This window comes from Candidatus Hakubella thermalkaliphila (assembly GCF_013281975.1).
GTDB classification, from domain to species: domain Bacteria; phylum Actinomycetota; class Humimicrobiia; order Hakubellales; family Hakubellaceae; genus Hakubella; species Hakubella thermalkaliphila.
This window is the reverse complement of record NZ_BLRZ01000136.1, coordinates 1-3,690: the sequence shown is the minus strand read 5'-3', so window position 1 is coordinate 3,690 and position 3,690 is coordinate 1. Positions and strand designations below refer to the sequence as shown.

Genomic DNA, 3,690 nt, shown 5'->3' with positions numbered 1-3,690 from the left:
GGGGCCATTCATCGCCAGCAATAAATTGCGGGGCTTTCTGGGCCTGATTTTGTAAGATCGCACAAGTATAGTAGAAGGAGGATAAGAATGGAGCGTTGGGTTTGTGCGGTCTGTGGATATGTCTATGATCCTGAGGACGGTGATCCTGATAATGGGGTGGATCCAGGTACTGCTTTTGAAGAGCTGCCGGAAGATTGGGTGTGTCCGGAATGTGGAGCAAAAAGATATGTTTGAGCCAGAATGATTCTAGGTCGCTCTAGCTATTAGCAGACTGGATCAGCAGAGCGTGCAGGTAGATGGAGGAGGCAGGAGAGGAAGTAGGGTACGTGTCAACAGAAAGGAGTTTATAAGAGATGAAGATCACTTTGGAGAAACCAGGAAAACTTTACCACTTCTATCCCACCACGGTGGCTTTGGTTGCCGCAAAGTATAGGGATAAGGAAAATGCTATGGCCGCAGCCTGGCATACCGCTCTCTCCACCGATCCACCTCTTTATGGAGTAGCTCTCTCTCCCAAGCGACTGACCTATGAGTTGATCAAAGAGGCCAGAGAGTTTGCGGTCAATTTCCTCCTCTTTGAGCAGTTGGACAAACTTCACGGGATGGGGAAGGTGAGCGGCCGGGATGTGGACAAATTCTCCAAATTCCCTCTGGGAAAAGACGAGGGAGTCAGGATAGACTCTCCTATCATCAGGGAGGCCTATGCCTCCTACGAATGTCTTCTGGAAGATGAGATAGATTGCGGAGACCACACCCTTTTCGTAGGGAGGATCGTCATTATCCACTACGAAGAAGACTTTTTCCAGGAGGGACGCTTAAGGACAGATTTAGTAAAGCCCATTCTCTACTTGGGCAGCGACAATTATATAACCACCAGAGAGGAGAGCCATATTAAGCTGGCCTGAGACAGGATGATATCACGGGTGGAATAAATGAAAAACAAATATTTTTTGTGTGTTTTAGTCCTAATTCTTATTTTGAGTGTGACAAATTCATTTATTAGGGGTATCTACTTAACTCCAGTTAGTACAATATCGTGTGGTCTATGAGCTCATAAGCATACACCATATTGTGGTTAGTGGAGTCAAGGAGATACCCTTATTTCATTTATTCTTGCCTGTCAGCCAGGCAAATCTACCGAGCCTGTAAAGTAGACTACGCCAGAAGAGAGCCTGGAAAGATTTGAAGAAGGAGTCGGTACGGAAAGTAGGGAACCTATTCAAGTAGAAGCCTACTGCGGATACAAAGCTCCCGAGTCTCCTAGATCATTTATCTACCGAGGAGAGCGACATCTTGTGTCGGACATCCTGGAAGCTCGACGTGTGGAGAAAATGGACAGGGAAGAGGGAGCAGTGATCCTTTTTCGCGTGAAGGGGGACGATGGGCACACGTACCAGCTTGGTTATGATGAAAGAGCAGATAGCTGGTTTATCCGTTTAAGCCGTAAAACCTCGCCCTTCAGGGCGGGGATATAAGGCTTACCGCTGAAAATCCTTTTCAGCGGTAAATCAGGCGGTGGGAGTTTTCTGCTGCTCTATGTATTGGCGGATAAGGCTGGTAGGGGTTCCACCGTAGCTTCCAGCGAAATAGCTGGAAGACCACAGGCTGTTGCCCCATAATGACTTGCGAATAGAGGGATAGTGTTTCTTGCGTGGAAACATGAAGAGCAAACGACCTTTCTCAGGGAAGCTCCCTCGCAGATATTACAGCAATCTCTTAAGTTTTTGGACAAAGCCATTGCCGATGCTTTTGATAAGAAAAGTCCCAAAGGTTTTCCCAGATTCAAGAAGAAGGGGACCAGTGACTCATTCCGCTATCCGCAGGGCTTCAAGGTTGACCAAAACAATAGCCGGGTATTTCTGCCCAAGATAGGATGGATCAGGTATAGGAAAAGCCGCTCACTCACGGGGGAGCTGAAGAATATAACGGTCTCCCGGTCATCGGGTAAATGGTATATATCCATACAGACGGAAACTGAAGCAGGTAGCCCTGTTCATCCTTCGGCTTCAATGGTTGGTATTGACCTGGGAGTGGCAAAATTCGCAAAACTGTCAGATGGAGGAGAGATACTTCGCCTGAACAGCTTTAGGAAGCAGGAAAAGAAATTGGCGCATCTCCAGCGGAAAATGACTAAAAAGGTCAAATTCAGCCAGAACTGGAAGAAATTGAAGGCCAAGGTTCAGCGCCTACATCAGAAGATTGCCCACGTGCGCCATGACTTTCTGCACAAGCATTCAACCGCTATTAGCAAAAACCACGCTATTATGGCAGTTGAAGATTTGGAAGTCAGCCATATGAGCAAATCGGCCTCAGGGACAAGGGACAATCCCGGCAGGAATGTAAGAGCCAAGGCAGGGCCGAACAAATCCATACTGGATCAGGGATGGGGTGAATTCAGAAGACAGCTTGAATACAAACTGGCCTGGAGGGGAGGAATGCTCTTAGCAGTGCCTCCAGCTTACAGCAGCCAGAAGTGTTCACGATGCGGACATGCCCATCCTGACAACCGGAAGACCCAGGAGTTGTTCCGATGCCAGCAGTGTGGATTGACAATAAACGCTGACTATAACGCAGCGTTAAACATCTTAGCGGCGGGGCACGCCGTGTTAGCCTGTGGAGAGATAGGTTCTCAAAACTACTCTGTGAAGCAGGAACCCGCTGAAGCCTCTTTAGAGGCAGCAGGAATCCCACGCCTTTAGGCGTGGGAGGAGGTCAAGATCTGCTCAGCCAGAAATATGGAGTGGAGCCCATTAAGGCTCAGGAGTTCTTTGAGCCGACTCTGGTGGATCAGTATGAGGCCATGGTGTTAGGGGTAAAGCAAGGCTCCCCCGCTCTGTTGCTGGAACGTATAACCTACACGCTTAATGACCGGCCCATCGAGCTCTGCAAGGGAGTAATCAGAGGAGACAGGTGTAGACTCTCCGTGGAGCTCCTAAAGAGAGAGCAGAGTTGAGAGGCAGGTCGCGAGCCAAAGGAGCTGCATAGCCATTTGCTCTGAAGCTTATGTGGCTATCCACATCTACTGGTCGATGACGCAATAACATAGCACCCGTGCCAGATCTACCTTTCGTGTCAATGCTTCAAGTTTGGGCGTGATAAGATTACGTACAGATGTATTGTTCAGGGAGCCTGGGAGGATTATAGCAGGATGGTAAGATTTGACGTCATCGTAGTGGGCGACCTTGATGTGGATCTGGGTTTCTCTGCAAATGACTGCAGCTTTGCCACAACGGCGGAAGGGGAATTATATATCTAGCCGATGAAACTGCCAAGAGAGTTCTACCAAAGACCCACCTTAACCGTTGCTCAAGATCTTTTGGGCAAGTGTCTGATTCGGAGGACTGAGGAAGGGCTGCTGGTGGGGAAAATAGTTGAGACTGAGGCTTACATCGGAGAGAACGATCTTGCCTGCCATGCTTCTAGAGGAAAGACTCCCCGCAATGAGGTAATGTTTGGAGAGGCTGGCCATGCCTACGTTTACTTTACCTATGGCATGTTTTACTGTCTTAATGTGGTAACGGAGAAAAAGGGGTTCCCGGCAGCGGTATTGATCCGCTCTGTGGAACCTATGGAGGGCATTAAATTGATGATCAAGAATCGCTATGACGAGACGCGCAGAAGTCTTAAGCGTAAGAATTCTGAGAGATTGGCCAGGATTTTGCTTCTTGCTTCCGATCCTCCAGATCCCCA

Annotated in this window: 5 protein-coding genes and 2 pseudogenes; 6 read left to right on the top strand and 1 reads right to left on the bottom strand. The window is 48.6% G+C overall.

Annotated features, from left to right (window positions below):
* Nucleotides 1-87: 87 nt before the first annotated feature.
* The 3 genes from HW443_RS09815 to HW443_RS14035 all read left to right on the top strand — a co-directional run bounded on the left by HW443_RS09815 (nucleotide 88) and on the right by HW443_RS14035 (nucleotide 1,475).
* Nucleotides 88-234: a rubredoxin gene (locus HW443_RS09815; protein WP_176231756.1), complete on the top strand. Its 147-nt coding sequence runs from the start codon at nucleotides 88-90 to the stop codon at nucleotides 232-234.
* Between the two features lie 119 nt (nucleotides 235-353).
* The gene (locus tag HW443_RS09810) at nucleotides 354-905 is read left to right on the top strand and encodes a flavin reductase family protein (protein ID WP_176231755.1); all 552 of its coding nucleotides are present in this window, start codon (nucleotides 354-356) and stop codon (nucleotides 903-905) included.
* A 267-nt stretch (nucleotides 906-1,172) separates the two neighbouring features.
* Nucleotides 1,173-1,475 carry a DUF6504 family protein gene (locus HW443_RS14035; RefSeq protein WP_407079589.1) on the top strand — a complete coding sequence of 101 codons (303 nt, stop codon included), beginning with the start codon at nucleotides 1,173-1,175 and terminating at the stop codon, nucleotides 1,473-1,475.
* Between the two features lie 33 nt (nucleotides 1,476-1,508).
* Here HW443_RS14035 and HW443_RS14030 read toward each other — a convergent pair.
* Nucleotides 1,509-1,652 (bottom strand): annotated as a pseudogene (locus HW443_RS14030) (transposase); the annotation flags it as partial.
* Between HW443_RS14030 and HW443_RS09795 the strand changes: the two are divergent.
* The 3 genes and pseudogenes from HW443_RS09795 to HW443_RS09785 form a co-directional block, all read left to right on the top strand.
* A pseudogene (locus HW443_RS09795) lies at nucleotides 1,653-2,699 on the top strand (RNA-guided endonuclease InsQ/TnpB family protein); the annotation flags it as partial. It abuts the pseudogene before it with no gap.
* Nucleotides 2,700-2,701: 2 nt separating this feature from the next.
* Nucleotides 2,702-2,953 (top strand): UTRA domain-containing protein, encoded by a 252-nt coding sequence (locus tag HW443_RS09790; RefSeq protein WP_176231753.1) that lies wholly within the window; start codon nucleotides 2,702-2,704, stop codon nucleotides 2,951-2,953.
* Between the two features lie 306 nt (nucleotides 2,954-3,259).
* The coding region (locus tag HW443_RS09785; RefSeq protein WP_176238122.1) for a DNA-3-methyladenine glycosylase at nucleotides 3,260-3,690 on the top strand (431 nt) is incomplete at its 3' end.